Genomic DNA, 1,167 nt, shown 5'->3' on the forward strand with positions numbered 1-1,167 from the left:
GAGCCTATCCTCCGGCTGCCGGGGAAGCCGGTTCCGCAACGGCGGACGGCCCGGTGGCGCGGACCCGCTGCCGCCGGAAACCGGGGACGGCCAACAGCCCGAAGCCGAGGACCGCCGCCGTGAGATGGCCGACCGTGGTGAAGTCCGGCAGCGGCCCGGTCGTCCACTCGGCACCGCCGAGAGGCCATGCGAGGACGAAGACGGCCCACGGCAGGCGGCCCCGGCGCGGCAGGGCGAGCGTGCCGACCGCCAGTACGGTCTGGGCGCCGTAACTGACCCCGTAGTCCAGGGCCTGCCGCACGGCCGCCGGATACCAGTCGTGCTGCAGCGCGACGGCGATGACGGCAGCGGTGATCAGGGTGGCAGCGACATGCCCGCCGAGGAACACGGCCACGGCACGCCGCTTACCCCACCGGTGCTCCGCCCGGGCCAGGAAGCAGCAGACGCCGAGGCCCAGGGTGATGAAGGTGCCCACGAACTCGGTCGAGGCGACATCGGTGAGCGTGCCGTCGAAGAACAGCACGCTGCCGACCAGCGAGGACAGCGGATGGCCCTGCAGGTTGTCCAGGTTGGTGCTGACGTGGCCCAGCACGGCGGCCGAACGATCGGCGGACAACCCGTAGAGGACCCAGGCATGGCTGACCAGGAGCAGGCAGACATAGGCGGCGGTCAGCGGCGCACGGCGCGGATACTCCCGCACGGTGCGCAGCAGTCTGCGCCAAGGGCCCTGCGGTGAAGGGGAGTTCATACCGTGACATTCTCCAGGTCGACCCGAGGACGATGATCGGCGGGTGACGGAAGCCACTCCGGGGGGACGGCGGAGTTCGCCGGATCTGGCCGAACGGCATGAAAGAACGGAAGCGGAATCCAGGGCCCCGGCAGGCGGTTCGACGGTGTTTCCCGGGCGGCCCTGCGGCCCTGCGGTGCGGCGGCCCTGCGGTACGCCGGTCGTGTCCGGGGGAGGGGCCACCGACTCCGCAGGCGCATAGGCCGTGAGCGGGCCGCCCGTACCCCTCCTCGTGGACCGTTTCCCGGGAGCCGCCCGCGGGAGGCGGGCAGGGGCCCAGCGGCAGCACTCAGTGGCGGCGTACCCGCGCCGGTGCGGGCCGGTAGCCCGCCGGCATGCTCCTACCGGGCCTTCGGCGCAGTGCGGGCAAGGGGCGGCGG

1 protein-coding gene is annotated in these 1,167 nt (G+C 72.9%); it reads right to left on the bottom strand.

The annotated features are described in order from the left end of the window. Positions 1-4: 4 nt before the first annotated feature. Positions 5-748 carry a rhomboid-like protein gene (locus ACFWVD_RS28310; protein WP_379247918.1) on the bottom strand — a complete coding sequence of 248 codons (744 nt, stop codon included), beginning with the start codon at positions 746-748 and terminating at the stop codon, positions 5-7. Positions 749-1,167: the final 419 nt, after the last annotated feature.

Origin of the sequence: Nocardia sp. NPDC058666 (genome assembly GCF_042714895.1) — a bacterium.
Lineage (GTDB): Bacteria > Actinomycetota > Actinomycetes > Mycobacteriales > Mycobacteriaceae > Nocardia.

What these genes read in the sequence shown, in the direction of transcription:
- ACFWVD_RS28310 (WP_379247918.1), bottom strand. Translation starts at nt 748, where the DNA reads ATGAACTCCCCTTCACCGCAGGGCCCTTGGCGCAGACTGCTGCGCACC.